Annotated in this window: 13 protein-coding genes; 5 read left to right on the top strand and 8 right to left on the bottom strand. The window is 72.3% G+C overall.

Annotated elements, in window-relative coordinates:
- Nucleotides 1-58 precede the first annotated feature (58 nt).
- The 4 genes from ACH4D5_RS03215 to ACH4D5_RS03230 form a co-directional block, all read right to left on the bottom strand.
- Complete coding sequence (locus tag ACH4D5_RS03215) at nt 59-958, bottom strand: serine hydrolase (protein WP_398298523.1); 900 nt, start codon at nt 956-958, stop codon at nt 59-61.
- Between the two features lie 173 nt (nt 959-1,131).
- Nucleotides 1,132-2,820, bottom strand: coding sequence for a thiamine pyrophosphate-binding protein (locus tag ACH4D5_RS03220; protein WP_398297973.1), 1,689 nt, complete (start codon nt 2,818-2,820; stop codon nt 1,132-1,134).
- On the bottom strand, nt 2,817-3,800 hold the full coding sequence (gene speB, locus ACH4D5_RS03225) for an agmatinase (protein ID WP_398297975.1): 984 nt from the start codon (nt 3,798-3,800) through the stop codon (nt 2,817-2,819). Before speB ends, ACH4D5_RS03220 begins: the two co-directional genes overlap by 4 nt.
- A gap of 56 nt (nt 3,801-3,856) precedes the next feature.
- Entirely contained in the window at nt 3,857-5,326 is a 1,470-nt protein-coding gene (locus ACH4D5_RS03230; protein ID WP_398297977.1) for a sodium:solute symporter, read from the bottom strand.
- A 180-nt stretch (nt 5,327-5,506) separates the two neighbouring features.
- Between ACH4D5_RS03230 and ACH4D5_RS03235 the strand changes: the two genes are divergently transcribed.
- The gene (locus ACH4D5_RS03235; protein WP_398297979.1) at nt 5,507-6,970 is read left to right on the top strand and encodes a PucR family transcriptional regulator ligand-binding domain-containing protein; all 1,464 of its coding nucleotides are present in this window, start codon (nt 5,507-5,509) and stop codon (nt 6,968-6,970) included.
- A gap of 79 nt (nt 6,971-7,049) precedes the next feature.
- Nucleotides 7,050-7,838 carry a phosphatase gene (locus ACH4D5_RS03240; protein WP_398297981.1) on the top strand — a complete coding sequence of 263 codons (789 nt, stop codon included), beginning with the start codon at nt 7,050-7,052 and terminating at the stop codon, nt 7,836-7,838.
- Here ACH4D5_RS03240 and ACH4D5_RS03245 read toward each other — a convergent pair.
- The 4 genes from ACH4D5_RS03245 to ACH4D5_RS03260 all read right to left on the bottom strand — a co-directional run bounded on the left by ACH4D5_RS03245 (nt 7,799) and on the right by ACH4D5_RS03260 (nt 11,533).
- A complete protein-coding gene (locus ACH4D5_RS03245; protein ID WP_398297983.1) occupies nt 7,799-8,773 on the bottom strand; it encodes a cation diffusion facilitator family transporter in 975 nt (324 codons plus the stop codon). The two genes, ACH4D5_RS03240 and ACH4D5_RS03245, sit on opposite strands and share 40 nt — an antisense overlap.
- 20 nt (nt 8,774-8,793) lie before the next feature.
- Nucleotides 8,794-9,654: an acyl-CoA thioesterase gene (locus ACH4D5_RS03250; protein ID WP_398297985.1), complete on the bottom strand. Its 861-nt coding sequence runs from the start codon at nt 9,652-9,654 to the stop codon at nt 8,794-8,796.
- A 36-nt stretch (nt 9,655-9,690) separates the two neighbouring features.
- Nucleotides 9,691-10,848: an acyl-CoA dehydrogenase family protein gene (locus tag ACH4D5_RS03255; RefSeq protein ID WP_398297987.1), complete on the bottom strand. Its 1,158-nt coding sequence runs from the start codon at nt 10,846-10,848 to the stop codon at nt 9,691-9,693.
- A gap of 94 nt (nt 10,849-10,942) precedes the next feature.
- A complete protein-coding gene (locus tag ACH4D5_RS03260) occupies nt 10,943-11,533 on the bottom strand; it encodes a TetR/AcrR family transcriptional regulator (RefSeq protein ID WP_398297989.1) in 591 nt (196 codons plus the stop codon).
- A gap of 120 nt (nt 11,534-11,653) precedes the next feature.
- On the opposite strand from ACH4D5_RS03260, the gene ACH4D5_RS03265 reads away from it, so the two are divergent.
- Genes ACH4D5_RS03265 through ACH4D5_RS03275 form a run of 3 tightly spaced genes read left to right on the top strand, consistent with a single transcriptional unit; the run spans nt 11,654 to nt 16,255 of the window.
- On the top strand, nt 11,654-13,285 hold the full coding sequence (locus tag ACH4D5_RS03265) for a carboxyl transferase domain-containing protein (protein WP_398297991.1): 1,632 nt from the start codon (nt 11,654-11,656) through the stop codon (nt 13,283-13,285).
- A gap of 13 nt (nt 13,286-13,298) precedes the next feature.
- A complete protein-coding gene (locus tag ACH4D5_RS03270) occupies nt 13,299-15,236 on the top strand; it encodes an acetyl/propionyl/methylcrotonyl-CoA carboxylase subunit alpha (RefSeq protein ID WP_398298525.1) in 1,938 nt (645 codons plus the stop codon).
- Entirely contained in the window at nt 15,233-16,255 is a 1,023-nt protein-coding gene (locus tag ACH4D5_RS03275; RefSeq protein WP_398297993.1) for a hydroxymethylglutaryl-CoA lyase, read from the top strand. The genes ACH4D5_RS03270 and ACH4D5_RS03275 overlap by 4 nt, the downstream gene beginning before the upstream one ends.
- Nucleotides 16,256-16,258 lie beyond the last annotated feature (3 nt).

Consider the following 16,258-nt stretch of genomic DNA (forward strand, 5'->3'; position numbering starts at 1 on the left):
GATTTTCATCCCGCCGCAACAAACCCGCGCCCCGTCGGGGGCGCGGGCCTGTGGGGGCTCAGGCGCCGGGCACCGCCACGAAGGCCTCACGGGGCGTGTCCGTCGGCACGTACCGGTTCGCCGCGGCGACGCTGGGCGCGAGGTCCTTGTGGATGGCCTTGGCCACCCCCTGAATCGTGGCGACGCCGTAGTTCATCGTGCTGTTGCCGTGCGTGAGCACGGAGATCGTGTAGTCGTGGCCGCCGCCCTTGAACGCGCCGATGCTGTGCACGCGCCAGCCGTGGGTCGACCGCTGCAGCCAGCCGTTCTTGACGTGGATCTTGACGGCGGACGGGGCGCCCGCCGGGGTGCCCCAGCGCTGCGAGGAGACGACCTTGCCCATGAGCTTGAGGATGTAGGCGCGGGCGTTGTCGCTGAGGACGGTGTTCTTGGCGGTGACCAGGGCGAGCAGCTTCTGCTCGTCGGTGGCGTTGATGCGGGTCAGACCCCAGTAGCCGCCGGTCCCCGGCACGGTCTTCGTCATCTTGGCGGCCTTGAGGAAGCCCTTGATCTTCTCCGTGCCGAGCTGGCGCCAGAGCGTGCTGGTCGCCGCGTTGTCCGACGTGGTGATCATGGCGTGCGCGAGGTCCGACTCGCGCTCGGTCAGCTTCCGCTCGGTCTTCTTCGCGTCCCACAGGAGCGCCGCGAGGACCGTCACCTTGACGACGCTGGCCGAGTCGAAGGAGGTGCCCGCGCGCAGGGTGCAGGTGGTGTCGGTGGTGCGGTCGTGGAGGCCGACCGCGACGGTGCCCTTGCGGTTCTTCAGCGCGGCGGTGATGTCCTTGGTGAGCTTGGCGGCCAGGCCGGCCTGCGCGGAGGTGCAGGTGACCGTGGGTGCCGGCGCGGCGACAGCGGGCGTCGCGGTCGCGGCCGTGCCGAGCGGCACGAGCACTCCGGCGGCGAGTCCGGCCGAGAGCATGCGGGCGCGCCGGGATATCCCGGATACCGGGTGAGTCATGGAGTTCTTCCCATCCCCTTGGGTCTGTACAAGACCCTCGGGGCCCGTACAAGCGCGTCCCCCGACGCGCTCGCTTCACATGACTCACCGGTACCGGTGAAGGGTTGTATGACTTGTATGAAAATCTCGGTCGGTCAGCCCAGATGCGTCGGCGCGAACATCCGAAGCACCGCCGGAAGCACCACGACCGAAGGCCCGGGCTCGGCCAGTGCCTTCGCCAGGTCGTCCCGGAGCGTCTCCGGGGTCGTCCGGACGCCCGGCACCCCGAAGGACTCCGCGAGCTTCACGAAGTCGGGCCGCGCAAGCTCCGTGCCGGTCGCCTCGCCGAAGGCGTCGGACATGTACTCGCGCAGGATGCCGTAGCCGCCGTCGTCGACGATCAGCCAGGTCACCGGCAGGTCGTACTGCTTCGCCGTGGCCAGCTCCGCGATCGAGTACATCGCGCCGCCGTCGCCGGAGACGGCGAGGACCGGGTGCGAGGGGTCCGCGACGGCCGCGCCGAGCGCCGCGGGGAAGCCGTAGCCGAGGCCGCCCGCGCCCTGCGCCGAGTGCATGGTGTTCGGGCGCCGCGCGTCGAAGGCCGACCACGCCCAGTACGCGAGGATCGTCATGTCCCAGAAGGACGGTGCCGCGTCGGGCAGGGCGTCGCGGACGGCGGTGAGGACCTGCTGCTCCAGGGTGAGGTCCTGCGCGGCGATCCGCTCGCGGACCTTGCCGAGGAGAGCGGCCACCCTCTGGGGGGCCTCGGCGTCCTCCCTGGGCGTCTCGATCGTCTCCAGGAGCGCCGACAGGGCGATCCGGGCGTCCGCGTGGATGCCGAGTGCGGGGTGGTTGGACTCCAGCTTCCCGGCGTCCGCCTCGATCTGGATGACCCGGCCGCGGGGCTTGAACGTGTGGTAGTTCGAGGAGAGTTCGCCGAGCCCGGAGCCGACCACCAGCAGGACGTCGGCGTCCTCCAGGAAGTCCGTGGTGTGGCGGTCCTCCAGCCACGACTGGAGCGAGAGCGGGTGCTCCCAGGGAAAGGCGCCCTTGCCGCCGAAGGTCGTGACGACAGGGGCGTTGACCAGCTCGGCGAGCGCGAGCAGCTTGCCGCTCGCGTCCGAGCGGACGACGCCGCCGCCCGCGATGATCGCGGGCCGCTCGGCGCGCGACAGCAGATCGGCGGCGACGGCGGTCAGCTCGGGGCGCGGTACGACCTCCTCCGGGGTCGCGTCCATCGCCGTGACGACCGGCAGCGTCGTCTCGGCGAGGAGTACGTCCTGCGGGATCTCCACCCAGACGGGGCCGTGCGGGGCCGTCAGCGCCGACTCCCAGGCCGCCGCGATCGCGGAGGGGATCTGCGAGGCCGTGCGGACCGTGTGGACGGACTTCACGACGTCGCGGAAGGACGCCTGCTGGTCGCGGAGCTCGTGCAGATAGCCGTGGCGCCCGCCGCCGAGCCCGGCGACCGGGACCTGGCTGCCGATCGCGAGGACCGGCGAGGAGCCCGCCGCCGCCTCCTGGAGCGCGGCGAGCGAGGTGAGCGCGCCGGGCCCGGTGGAGAGCAGCAGCGGGGCGACCTCGCCGGTGATCCGGCCGTACGCGTCCGCCGCGAACCCCGTGTTGTTCTCGACGCGGAATCCGACGTACGAGAGCGAGGAGCGCCGCAGCGCGTCGAACATGCCGAGCGCGTGCTGGCCGGGCAGGCCGAAGACGGTGGTCGCGCCGAGGCCCGCGAGGGTCTCGACGACGAGGTCGCCGCCGTTGCGGCCCGGCGGCGGGTTCAGGGCCGCCTCGGTCTGGCGCGGCGTGGGGCGCAGCACCAGGTCGTGGTCGTGGGTCACTGTGTGCTCCCCGTCCCGCGGGCCTCCGCGATCTGGCGGGACATGATCGTCGTCAGTTCGTACGCAGTGTGGGAGGCCGCCACCGCCGTGATCTCGGCGTGGTCGTAGGCCGGGGCGACCTCGACGACGTCCGCGGAGACGAGGTTGCAGGAGGACAGGCCGCGCAGGATCTCCAGGAGCTCGCGGGAGGTCATGCCGCCCGCCTCGGGGGTGCCGGTGCCGGGCGCGTGGGCCGGGTCGAGGCAGTCGATGTCGATGGAGATGTAGAGCGGGCGGTCGCCGATGCGCTGGCGGAGCTGGTCGGCGACCTCGTCGGCGCCGCGCCGGTAGATGTCCGCCGAGGTGACGATGCCGAAGCCCATCTTCTCGTCGTCGGTGAGGTCCTTCTTGCCGTACAGCGGGCCGCGCGTGCCGACGTGGGAGAGCGCCTCGGTGTCGAGGATGCCCTCCTCGACGGCGCGGCGGAACGGCGTGCCGTGCGTGTACTCGGCGCCGAAGTAGGTGTCCCAGGTGTCCAGGTGCGCGTCGAAGTGGAGCAGCGCGACCGGGCCGTGCTTCTTGGCGACCGAGCGGAGCAGCGGCAGCGCGATGGTGTGGTCGCCGCCGAGGGTCATCATGCGGGCGCCGGTGCCGAGGAGGTCGTCGGCGGCGGCCTCGATGGTCTCGACGGCCTCGTTGATGTTGAACGGGTTGGCCGCTATGTCGCCCGCGTCGGCGACCTGGGCGAGCGCGAAGGGCGAGGCGTCCTGCGCCGGGTTGTAGGGGCGCAGGAGGCGGGAGGCCTCGCGGATCGCGTTGCCGCCGAAGCGGGCGCCGGGGCGGTACGAGACGCCGGAGTCGAAGGGCACACCGACCACCGCGATGTCCGCCTTGCCGCCGACCTCGTCGAGGCGGGGCAGCCGGGCGTACGTCGCCGGGCCCGCGTACCGGGGGATGCGGGAGGAGTCGACGGGGCCGCGGGGCGTCTCGTTGCTGCTCATGGTGGGGAGTGCCTTCCTTTTTACGCTTCGATGCGCTTTGTGGGCGCTTTCTGACTTTACTGAGGTACGGGGGTCGGTTCGGTCTCGGGCTCGGGATCGGCGCCGCGCCCGGCGAGGCGTTCGCGCCAGGCGGCGAGGACCGCGGCGTCGGTGGGCTTCGTCGCGAAGGAGACCACTACGTAGACGGCGAGTGAGGTCAGCAGGCCGTAGTAGACGGGCTCGTTGGCGAGGATCCCGTACCCCCACATGAGCCCGATGACGGACAGCCCGCCGGCGGCGACCGCGGCGAGTGCGCCGGCCGCGGTGCCGCGGCGCCACAGCAGACCGCCGAGGATCGGCACGAGCAGGCCGCCGACGAGGAGGTTGTACGCGACGGTCAGGGCCTCGACGACGTCGTTGAGCGCGATGGCGATGACGATCACGGCGACGCCCATGACGAGGATGAAGGCGCGGTTGCCCTTGACCTCGTCGTGCGGCTCGTCGCCGCCCTTGGTGACCGCACCCCGCAGCCGCGACCAGATGTCGTTGTTGGCGACGGTCGCGCAGGCGATGAGCGCTCCGGAGGACGTCGACATGACGGCGGCGAGGGCGGCCGCGAGGACCAGCCCCCGTACGCCCATGGGGAGTTCGTCCTTGACGATGGTCGCGAAGGCCGCGTCGGCGCTGGGCAGCTTCGGGTACATGACCTTGGCGGCGGTGCCGATGACGGCGCCCGCGATCGCGTAGACCAGGCAGTACGTGCCGGCGACGGTGCCTCCGTAGCGGGCGACCTTGTCGCTGCGTGCGGTGAAGACGCGCTGCCAGATGTCCTGCCCGATGAGCATGCCGAACGTATAGATCAGCACGTACGTGAAGATCGTCTCGCCGCCGACGCCGAGCGGGTCGAAGTACTCGGTGGGCAGCTTCTCCTTCATCTCGCCGAAGCCACCGGCCTTGACGACCGCGATGGGCAGCAGGAGCAGCAGCACGCCGATCGTCTTCACCACGAACTGCACCATGTCGGTGAGCGTGATGGACCACATGCCGCCGAGCGTGGAGTAGGCGACGACGATCGAGCCGCCGAGGACGATCGCCACGGTGCGGTTCAGGTCGAAGAGGACGTCGAAGATCGTGGCGTACGCGATGGTCGAGGTGACCGCGAGCATCAGCGTGTACGCCCACATGACCACTCCGGAGATGACGCCCGCGCGCCCTCCGTAGCGCAGGTCGAGCATCTCGGAGACGGTGTACACCTTCAGGCGCGCGATGCGGGCGGAGAAGAACACGCTCAGCGCGAGGAGCCCGAGGCCGATGGTGAAGACCATCCAGGCGCCGGAGAGCCCGTACTGGTAGCCGAGGCCGACGCCGCCGATGGTGGAGGCGCCGCCGAGGACGATGGCGGCCATGGTGCCGGAGTACATCCACGGCCCGAGGCGGCGCCCGGCGACCAGGAACTCGGCCTTGGACTTGGCGCGGCGCATGCCCCACCAGCCCATGGCCAGCATCCCGGCGAGATAGACGACGATCACTGTGTAGTCGACGGCCATAAGGGGGGCCTCCTTCGCGCACCTCGGTGGCGTGTCGTGCAGATGGGGGTGAGGACCGGCCGCGGGGACATCCGCCCGTACCCGAGGCCTGCGGTCGGCACGACCTTAAGTGGCCGGAAAGCAACGCTGAAGTGTACGTTTCCTCCACTCTCCGCGCCCCAGACGGATGGAACGTCCACCATGGCCGACCCCACGGCACCCCCCACCCCGCCCGTCCCGCTCGCCGCGCTGCTCGCCCGCGAGGACCTCGGCCTGCGCCAGATCGCGGGCCCCGACGCGCGGACCGCGGGCACGGCAGTGCAGTGGGTGCACACCTCGGAGATGGCCGACCCGTACCCCTACCTGCTCGGCGGCGAGCTGCTCCTCACCGCGGGCGTGCACCTCACGGACCCGACGGGCCCGGCCGCGTACCTCGACGCCTACGTGACCCGGATCCTCGCGGCGGGCGGCGCGGCCCTCGGCTTCGGCGTCGCGCCCGTGCACGACACGGTGCCGCGCGCCCTCGCCGAGGCCTGCGACCGGTACGGCCTGCCGCTCGTCGAGGTCCCGCCGCGGACCACCTTCAGCGGGGTCGCGCGGGCCGTGTGGCGGCTGATGGCCGAGGCCAGGCACGCGGAGCTGCGCCGGGTGACGGAGGCGCAGCAGGGCCTCGCCACGGCCGCGGCACGGCCCGACCCGGTGCCGGCCGTGCTGCGCCAGCTGGCGGCCAGGCTCGGCGGGGCCGCGGTGCTGTACGGGCCGGACGGGGCGGAGCTGCAGGCGGCGGGGCAGGCGCGGGACGCCGCGCGCGACGCGCTGCGGGAGCTGACCGCCGTCGTGCGCCGCCCCGCGCCCGCCGCCCCGGCGTCCGCCGCCGACACGGCGGGGGCCACCCACCTGGCCGCCTACGCCCTGGGCGGCGGCCGCGGCTTCGCGCTCGGGGTCGCCACGGAGCGCCGCGAGCCGGGCGACCACACCATCGCCGGGGCGGCGGTCGTCCTGCTCTCGCTGCTCACCGGCGAACACCAGGGCGCCTCCGAGGCGGCCCGCTCGGCGGCGCTGGTGCGGCTGCTCATCGGGGCGCCCCCGGAGGAGACCGGTCTTCTCCTGGGGAGCGAGCTGTGGACCGTGGTGCACGCGCGCGGGGAGCGCACCCCGCTGGCCGCGGCCGCCCTCGCCGCGGCGCTGGGCACCGGCCTGGTCGACCCGAGGGATGACGACGACGTCGTACGCCTCCTGGTCCCCGCCGGCCAAGAGGTGACCGCCACGGACGGCTGGACGCTGGGCGTCGCCGCCCCGGCGGCCCCCGGTGACCTGCCCGCGGCCGACGCCCGCGCGGCCCGCGCCCTGCGCCGCGCGGAGGCCACCCGGCAGCCCCTCGTCCGCCACCACGAGAACGGCCTCGCCGCCCTGCTCGCCCCCGAGGAGGCCGACGCCCACGCGCGCGTGCTGCTCGCTCCCCTGGCCGGAAACGAGGCACTGATCACCACCCTGCGCACCTGGCTCTCCCTGCACGGCAGTTGGGACCGCACGGCGGTCGCGCTCGGGGTGCACCGCAACACGGTCCGCCAGCGGATCACGCGCTGCGCGGCACTGCTCGGCGCGGACCTGGACGACCCCGACGTGCGCATGGAGCTGTGGTTCGCGCTGAGCCGTGCGTCCTGAGGCCGAAGGGGCAGAGGTCACAGGTCCGGGGTTCGGGACGGCCCACCGCGGGACCGCCACCGACGGCAGAATGGGACCCATGCCGATACCCAGCCGTGCCGCGCTCGTCGACCATCTCGTCCGCACCCGCATCGCGGGTGACGTCGCCACGCCCCGTGACAACAACCTCAGCCACTACAGGAAGCTCGCGAACGGCGACCGCCACTACTGGCTCGGTCTGGAGCTCGGCGACCGGTGGACCGACGAGCAGGACGTCCTCGCGGTGATGGCGGAGCGCTGCGGCGTCATCGACGACCCGCAGTACCGGCACGGCCAGGACACCATCGACCCGGAGCTGACGGTCGACGCCCTGGAGCGGATGGCGGCGCGCCTGCGCAAGGCCGCCGCCGGCAAGGAGAGCGTGCTCTTCGCTACCGGCCACCCCGGAGGGCTGCTCGACGTGCACCGGGCGACGGCCGCGGCCCTGCGCGCGGCGGGCTGCGAGATCGTCGTGATCCCCGAGGGCCTGATGGCCGACGAGGGCATGGTCTTCCAGTTCGCGGACGTGGCGGTGCTCGAGCGCGGCGCGACGCTGTGGCACACCCACTCCCCCGAGCCGATGAACGCCATCCTGGACGGCCTGGAGCGCGAGGGCCGCCCGCAGCCCGACCTCGTCGTCGCCGACCACGGCTGGGCGGGGCGCGCGGGCCAGCGCGGCCTGGACTCCGTGGGGTACGCGGACTGCAACGACCCGGCGCTGTTCATCGGCGAGGCCGAGGGCACCGTGCAGGTGACGGTGCCGCTCGACGACCACGTCACGAGCCCGCGCCACTACGACCCGCTGACGGCCTACCTGCTCGACGCGGCGGGGCTGACGCCCGCCTCCTGAGCCGGGCCCGGCGTCGGGTCCAGGTAGACCCGCCGGACGGCGGGGAACCGCTCCTGGATGCGCTGCGCCATCCGGTCGCAGGCGCGCTCGATGTCCCCGGCCGTCGACACGTCCCGGAAGTCGACCTTCGCGGCGACCAAGGCCTCCTTGGGCCCCTGGAGGAGCGTGGTCAGCTCCAGAACGTCCACGACGTGCGGGTCGGCGAGCAGCTCGGCGCGGACCGCGGCCCGCATCTCCGGCGGCAGCGGACGCCCGATGAGCAGCTCGGAGTTGGCGCGCCCGAGGACCCAGGCGACGTACACGAGCAGCACGCCGATGCAGAGCGAGGCCACGCCGTCCCACACGCCGGACCCGGTGAGCTGTCCGCCGAGCAGTCCGGCCGCGGCGAGCACGAGGCCCGCGAGCGCCGCCGAGTCCTCCATCACGACGGCCTTGACCGCGGTGTCGGGCGTGTGGCGCAGATAGCGCTTGAGGTGCACTCCGAAGCGGTCCGCCTCGCCCCGGGCCTGCTTGAGGCCGGTGCGCAGCGAGTAGCCCTCCAGGAGGAAGGCGACGGCGAGCACGATGTACGAGATGAGGGGGTCGCCCGGGTCCTCCCCGTGGGTGAGGGTGTGGATGCCGTCGTAGACGGCGAAGACACCGCCGCCGACGAAGGTGGCGACGGAGGCGAGCAGCGCCCAGATGTAGCGGGCGCCTCCGTAGCCGAGCGGGTGCTCCTCGTCGGCCGGTCTGTCACTGGCCTTCAGGGAGACGAGCAGCATCAGCTCGGTGACGGTGTCGGCCACGGAGTGCGCCGCTTCGGAGAGCATCGCGCTGGAGCCGCTGATGACACCGGCGACGGCCTTGGCAAGGGCGATCCCGAGGTTGGCGACGGCGGCGACGATGACGGTGAACGTGCTCTCGCCGTTGTCCTTCTGTTCCACTTGCTCCGACATGTATCGGACGGTATGTCCGATCAGCGGGGAACGCGAACGACACCCTCCTGGATGACGGTCACCGCGAGCCGGCCGTCCTGTGTCCAGATGCGCGCCTGGCCGAGCCCGCGCCCGCCGGACGACGACGGCGACTCCTGGTCGTACAGCAGCCATTCGTCCGCGCGGAAGGGCCGGTGGAACCACATGGCGTGGTCGAGCGAGGCACCGACGACGTCGCCGACGGCCCACCCGCCCCGGCCGTGCGCGAGCAGCACGGAGTCGAGCAGGGTCATGTCGGAGACGTACGTGGCGAGGCAGACGTGCAGCAGGGAGTCGTCCGCGAGCTTGCCGTCGGTGCGGAACCACACCTGGGAGCGGGGTTCGCGCGGCTGTCCGACGGTGGCCCAGGGCGGGTCGTCGACATAGCGCAGGTCGACGGCGGCGCGGGTCTCCAGGAGCCGGTCGGCGACCTCGGGCGGCAGGTGGCGCGGGAGCGTCTCGGCGGCGGTGGGCAGCGTCTCCGGGTCGGGCGCTTCCGGCATGCCGGACTGGTGCTCAAGGCCCTCCTCGTACGTCTGGAAGGACGCGGAGAGGTGGAAGATCGGCTGCCCGTGCTGGACGGCGACGACGCGGCGCGTGGTGAAGGAGCGGCCGTCGCGGATGCGGTCCACGGAGTACACGATGGGCGCACCGGGGTCCCCGGGGCGCAGGAAGTACGCGTGCAGGGAGTGGGCAGGCCGGTCGTCGGGGACGGTGCGTCCGGCCGCGACGAGCGCCTGTGCGGCGACCTGGCCGCCGAAGACGCGGGGCACGAGCGCCGAGCGGCTCACGCCCCGGAAGATGTCCTCCTCGATCTGCTCCAAGTCGAGCAGATCGAGGAGATCCTCAAGTGCCTGGTTCATGAAGGTAGTTCTACCGGGCCTCTACGGAGGGAGCCCCTACAGGCCCATGTTCTTGGCGATGATCATCTTCATGACCTCGCTGGTGCCGCCGTAGATGCGGTTGACGCGGTTGTCCGCGTACAGGCGGGCGATGGGGTACTCGTTCATGAAGCCGTAACCGCCGTGCAGCTGGAGGCACTTGTCGATGACGCGGTGCGCGACCTCGGTGGCGAAGAGCTTCGCGGACGCGGCCTCGGCGGCGGTCAGCTCACCGGCGTCCAGGGCCTCCAGGGCGCGGTCGACGACGGCCTCGGCGGCGTCCACCTCGGCCTGGCAGGCGGCCAGTTCGAACTTGGTGTTCTGGAAGGAGGCGACCGGCTTGCCGAAGACCGTGCGGTCCTGGACGTACTCCTTGGCGAACCGGACGGCGGCCTTGGCCTGCGCGTAGGCGCCGAAGGCGATGCCCCAGCGCTCGGAGGGGAGGTTGCTGCCGAGGTAGTAGAAGCCCTTGTTCTCCTCGCCGAGGAGGTCCTCGACCGGGACCTTGACGTCGACGAACGCCAGCTCGGCGGTGTCGGAGGTCTTCAGGCCCAGCTTGTCGAGCTTGCGGCCGACGGAGTAGCCCTCGGACTTGGTGTCGACGGCGAAGAGGGAGATGCCGAAGCGGCGGTCCTCGGCGGTGGGCGCGGAGGTGCGGGCGCAGACGATCACACGGTCGGCGTGGACGCCGCCGGTGATGAAGGTCTTGGCGCCGTTGAGGACGTAGTGCGTGCCGTCCTCGGAGAGCTTGGCGGTGGTCTTCATGCCCGCGACGTCGGAGCCGGTACCCGGCTCGGTCATCGCGAGGGCCCACATCTCCTCGGCGGAGACGAACTTCTCCAGGTAGCGCTTCTTCTGCTCGTCGGTGGCGAGCATCTTGATGTACGGCAGGGCGAGCAGCACGTGGACGCCGGAGCCGCCGAAGGAGACGCCCGCGCGGGCGGTCTCCTCGTACTGGATGGCCTCGAACTTGTGCGTGTCGAGGCCGGCGCCGCCGAACTCCTCGGGGACGTTGATGCCGAAGAGGCCGAGCTCGGCGAGCTTGTAGTAGAACTCGCGCGGCACCTGACCCGCGGCGAACCACTCGTCGTGGACGGGGACGACCTCGGCCTCGATGAAGGCGCGCAGGGTCTCCCGGAACGCCTCGTGGTCCTCATTGAAAACGGTACGGCGCACGGAGAACTCCCTCTGCCAACAGCTGCCTGCATCGACTAAGCGCTTGCTCAGAGGCAGGTTACCCGGCGGTCACGAGAGCGTCCAGAGACGCGTGTCACTCCGCGGCGGCCGCGAACGCCCCCCGGGCCAGGCGGTGCAGGAGTTCCGCCATGGCGCCCCGGCTGGGCAGCGCGTCGCGGCGGCTCAGGTGCGGCGTGGAGTTCAGCAGGCCGAAGACGGCGTGGACGGCCACCCGCGCCGCGTTCTCCGCGAGGTCCGGGTAGACCTTGCGGACGACGTCGACCCAGATCTCCACGTACTGCCGCTGGAGCTGGCGGACCAGCTTGCGGTCGCTGTCCCGCAGGCGGTCCAGCTCGCGGTCGTGCAGGGTGATCAGGGAGCGGTCGTCGAGCGCGAAGTCGATGTGCCCCTGGATCAGCGCGTCGAGGACCCGCTCGGGCGAGCCGTCCACATCGGCCACACAGTGCCTGCCGCCCGTCAGGAGCTGCCCGCTGATGCCCACGAGCAGCTCGGCGAGCATCGCGTCCTTGCCCGCGAAGTGCCGGTAGAGACCGGGCCCGCTGATACCGACGGCAGCTCCTATCTCATCCACGCCGACCCCGTGGAAGCCCCGCTCGGCGAAGAGCCGGGCGGCTTCCTTGAGGATCTGCTCGCGACGGGTGGGGGCGTCGGTTCTGGTGGCCATGGAATTGATTCTAGACAGGCCCGTTAGCGCTCGTTAACCTGGAGGAAACGCGTTAACGCTCATTAACCGATCAGAGGTCGACCGAGTGAACCGAGTGGACCGAGCAAGGGGGCTCGACTGATGCGGCAGGCACCAGTGCTGACGAGCGCGGCTGACCCCGCGTCCGAGGCATGGCGGGCGAACGAGACGGCGCACACCGCCCTCGTCGACGAGCTGCGGGCCAAGCTCGCGGCAGCCGCGCTCGGCGGCGGCGAGCGGGCGCGGGACCGCCATGTGGCGCGCGGCAAGCTGCTGCCCCGCGACCGGGTCGACACGCTCCTCGACCCCGGCTCACCCTTCCTGGAGCTGGCCCCCCTCGCGGCCGACGGGCTGTATGGCGGAGGCGCGCCGGCCGCCGGTGTCATCGCCGGCATCGGCCGCGTCTCGGGCCGTGAGTGCGTGATCGTCGCCAATGACGCCACCGTCAAGGGCGGCACGTATTACCCGATGACGGTGAAGAAGCACCTGCGCGCCCAGGAGGTGGCCCTGGAGAACCGCCTCCCGTGTCTCTACCTGGTCGACTCCGGCGGCGCCTTCCTGCCGATGCAGGACGACGTCTTCCCCGACCGCGAGCACTTCGGGCGGATCTTCTACAACCAGGCGCGGATGTCGGGCGCCGGCATCCCGCAGATCGCCGCCGTCCTCGGCTCCTGCACGGCCGGCGGGGCGTATGTCCCGGCGATGAGCGACGAGGCGGTGATCGTCCGCAATCAGGGCACGATCTTCCTCGGCGGCCCGCCGCTGGTGAAGGCCGCCACCGGCGAGGTCGTCACCGCCGAGGAGCTCGGCGGCGGCGAGGTCCACTCGCGGACCTCCGGAGTCACCGACCACCTCGCCGAGGACGACGCCCACGCCCTGCGCATCGTGCGCACCATCGTCTCCACGCTCCCCGAGCGCGGCCCGCTGCCGTGGTCCGTGCAGCCGGTGGAGGAGCCGAAGGCCGACCCCCTGGGGCTGTACGGCGCGGTGCCCACGGACTCCCGCACCCCCTACGACGTCCGCGAGGTCATCGCGCGCGTGGTCGACGGCTCCCGCTTCGCCGAGTTCAAGGCGGAGTACGGCACGACCCTCGTCACCGGCTTCGCCCACATCCACGGCCACCCGGTCGGCATCGTCGCGAACAACGGCATCCTGTTCTCCGAGTCCGCCCAGAAGGGCGCCCACTTCATCGAGCTCTGCGACCAGCGCGGCATCCCGCTGGTCTTCCTGCAGAACATCTCCGGCTTCATGGTCGGCCGGGACTATGAGGCGGGCGGCATCGCCAAGCACGGCGCGAAGATGGTGACGGCCGTGGCCTGCACCCGCGTGCCGAAGCTGACCGTCGTCGTCGGCGGTTCGTACGGCGCGGGCAACTACTCCATGTGCGGCCGGGCCTACAGCCCCCGCTTCCTGTGGATGTGGCCGAACGCCAAGATCTCCGTGATGGGCGGCGAGCAGGCCGCGTCCGTTCTCGCCACGGTCAAGCGCGACCAGCTGGAGGCGCGCGGCGAGCAGTGGACCGCCGAGGACGAAGAGGCCTTCAAGGACCCGATCCGCGCCCAGTACGAGGAACAGGGCAACGCGTACTACGCCACGGCCCGCCTCTGGGACGACGGCGTGATCGACCCCCTGGACACCCGGCAGGTGCTCGGACTGGCCCTGACGGCGTGTGCGAACGCCCCGCTTCCCGAAAAGGACCCCGCGGCGCCCGCCTTCGGCGTCTTCCGGATGTGAGGAACAAATGACGATGTTCGACACGGTCCTTGTCGCCAACCGAGGCGAGATCGCGGTCCGCGTCATCCGCACGCTGCGGGCGCTCGGCGTCCGCTCGGTCGCCGTCTTCAGCGACGCGGACGCGGACGCCCGGCACGTGCGCGAGGCCGACACGGCGGTGCGGATCGGCCCCGCGCCCGCCACCGAGAGCTATCTGCGCGTGGACCGCATCCTGGAGGCGGCCGCGAAGTCCGGCGCCCAGGCGGTCCACCCGGGCTACGGCTTCCTCGCGGAGAACGCCGAGTTCGCCCAGGCCTGCGCCGACGCCGGACTCACCTTCATCGGCCCGCCCGCCGCCGCCATCGCCCTCATGGGCGACAAGATCCGCGCCAAGGAGACCGTGAAGGCGGCCGGCGTGCCGGTCGTCCCAGGCTCCTCCGGCAGCGGCCTGACCGACGCCCAACTGGTCGACGCGGCACGCGAGATCGGCACCCCCGTGCTGCTCAAGCCCAGCGCGGGCGGCGGCGGCAAGGGCATGCGCCTGGTGCGGGACGAGACGCTCCTCGCCGACGAGATCGCGGCGGCCCGCCGCGAGGCCCGCGCCTCCTTCGGCGACGACACCCTGCTCGTGGAGCGCTGGGTCGACCGCCCCCGCCACATCGAGATCCAGGTCCTCGCCGACGGCCACGGGCACGTGGTGCACCTGGGCGAGCGCGAGTGCTCCCTCCAGCGCCGCCACCAGAAGATCATCGAGGAGGCGCCCAGCGTCCTCCTGGACGAGGCCACGCGCGCGGCGATGGGCGAGGCCGCGGTCCAGGCCGCCCGCTCCTGCGGGTACGCGGGCGCGGGCACGGTGGAGTTCATCGTGCCGGGCAAGGACCCCTCCTCGTACTACTTCATGGAGATGAACACCCGCCTCCAGGTGGAGCACCCGGTCACCGAGCTCGTCACCGGCCTCGACCTGGTGGAGTGGCAGCTGCGGGTGGCCGCGGGCGAGGAACTCCCCTTCACCCAGGACGACATCACCCTCACCGGGCACGCCGTGGAGGCCCGTGTCTGCGCCGAGGACCCCTCCCGCGGCTTCCTGCCCTCCGGCGGCACGGTCCTCGCCCTGCACGAGCCGCAGGGCGACGGCGTGCGCACCGACTCCGGCCTGAGCGAGGGCACCGAGGTCGGCAGCCTCTACGACCCGATGCTCTCGAAGGTCATCGCGTACGGCCCCGACCGCGCGACGGCGCTCCGCAAGCTGCGCGCCGCCCTCGCGGACACGGTCACCCTCGGCGTCCCGACCAACGCGGGCTTCCTGCGCAGGCTCCTCGCCCACCCGTCCGTGGTCGCGGGCGAGCTGGACACCGGCCTCGTGGAGCGCGAGGCGGACTCACTCGTCCCGGACGGCGTGCCCGACGAGGTGTACGAGGCGGCGGCCGCCGTGCGCGAGGCCGCGCTCCGGCCCCCGGCCGACGGCTGGACCGACCCCTTCTCCGTGCCGAGCGGCTGGCGCCTCGGGGGCACCCCGACACCCGTGACGCACTGGCTCAAGGCCGCGGGACTCGAACCTGTCGCCCACCGCCTGCGGGGCACCGACCGCACGGTCACCGCCGACCGCGTGCACGTCACCGTCGACGGCACCCGGCACACCTTCCGGCGCGCCGCCGACTGGCTCGGCCGCGACGGCGACGCCTGGCACATCCAGGACCACGACCCCGTCGCGGCCTCCCTCACCGGCGCCGCGCACGCCGGGGCGGACGCCCTCACCGCCCCCATGCCCGGCACCGTCACCGTCGTGAAGGTCTCCCCCGGCGACCGGGTGGACGCGGGCCAGAGCCTGCTGGTGGTCGAGGCGATGAAGATGGAGCACGTCATCTCCGCCCCGCACGCCGGCACCGTCACGGAGCTCGACGTCACCCCGGGCACGACCGTCGCCATGGACCAGGTCCTCGCCGTCGTCACCCCCGAGGAGGAGCAGGAATGACCAGCACCGAACCGGCCCCCCAATCCGAGCCGATGGAGCTCGGGGACGCGCCGCTCCCCATGGTCGTCCCGACCCGCGGCCTGCCCTCCCACGTCCGCATCCACGAGGTCGGCGCCCGCGACGGCCTGCAGAACGAGAAGACGGCTCTCCCCACGGAGATCAAGGCGGAGTTCATCCACCGCCTCGCCGACGCGGGCCTCACGACCGTCGAGGCGACCAGCTTCGTGCACCCCAAGTGGGTGCCCCAACTGGCCGACGCCGAGCAGCTGTTCCCGCTCCTCGGCGACCTCCAGGGCGTCCACCTGCCGGTCCTCGTGCCGAACGAACGCGGCCTGGACCGCGCCCTCGCGCTCGGCGCGCACCGCGTCGGGGTCTTCGCCAGCGCCACCGAGTCGTTCTCCCGGGCCAACCTCAACCGCACGGTGGACGAGGCCCTCGCGATGTTCGCCCCGGTGGTCGCCCGCGCGCGTGAGCAGGGCGTGCACGTCCGCGGCTATCTCTCGATGTGCTTCGGCGACCCCTGGGAGGGCGCCGTGCCCATCTCCAAGGTGGTCCGCGTCGCCCGCGCCCTGCTCGACATGGGCTGCGACGAGCTGAGCCTCGGCGACACCATCGGCGTGGCCACGCCGGGCCACGTCTCCGCGATGCTCGCCGCGCTCAACGCCGTCCAGGTGCCGACCGACCGCATCGGCGTCCACTTCCACGACACGTACGGCCAGGCGCTCACCAACACCCTCGCCGCCCTGCAGCACGGCGTGACGACGGTGGACGCCTCCGCGGGCGGCCTCGGCGGCTGTCCGTACGCGAAGAGCGCCACCGGGAACCTCGCCACCGAAGACCTCGTGTGGATGCTGCACGGCCTCGGCATCGACACCGGGGTCGACCTCGTCCGGCTCAGCGCCACCAGCGCCTGGATGGCCGACCAGTTGGGCCGGCCCAGCCCCTCCCGCACCGTCCGCGCCCTCACGGCCCGCTCCCACGACGAGCAGACCGCGACCGCCTCCCACCAGGAGCAGTGAAGA

Source organism: Streptomyces sp. NPDC018029 (assembly GCF_044327655.1).
In the GTDB taxonomy this organism is placed as follows: Bacteria; Actinomycetota; Actinomycetes; order Streptomycetales; family Streptomycetaceae; genus Streptomyces.